This is a genomic window from Streptomyces sp. NRRL S-378, assembly GCF_000720645.1.
In the GTDB taxonomy this organism is placed as follows: Bacteria; Actinomycetota; Actinomycetes; order Streptomycetales; family Streptomycetaceae; genus Streptomyces.
On sequence record NZ_JOBX01000205.1, the window covers coordinates 1 to 457 of the forward strand.

The 457-nt window shown below is 76.4% G+C and carries 1 protein-coding gene; it reads right to left on the reverse strand.

Annotated features, from left to right (window positions below; genetic code table 11):
• Positions 1 to 384, reverse strand: a 384-nt coding sequence (locus IH80_RS47285) for a hypothetical protein (RefSeq protein ID WP_037882449.1), incomplete at its 3' end; no start/stop codon positions are given.
• Positions 385 to 457: the final 73 nt, after the last annotated feature.

Here is a 457-nt window from a genome sequence, read left to right on the forward strand (position 1 = left end):
GGGCACCAGGACCGTGCCCGAGACGACATGGTCGGCGAGCCAGGGCTGGGTACGCACCGACAGCACACCCGTACCCACCACCCCACCCGTCTCGGGGAGGGCGACGAACGCGGCGAGAACGGGGTGCGAGGTCGGGGTCAGGCCCAGGTCCGCGGCGCCCCGGCCGCCGTCGGCCGGGCGCAGCCAGTACCAGTCACGCTGGAAGGCGTAGGTCGGCAGCTCCACCCGGCGGCCGCCCGCGGCGAGCACGGCGAGGTCGGCGGGCACACCGGCGGCGAAGAGGCGGCCCAGGGCCGTGACGGCAGTGCCCGCCTCGGGGGCGCCGGTCCGCAGGAACGGCACGAACACCGGGTCCGTGGCGGCGTCGGCGGACTCCTGGCCCATGGCGGTGAGGACGCCGCCGGGGCCTGACGGACCCAGTAGTCCGGGGACAGCAGCTCCTCCGTACCGGCGACCT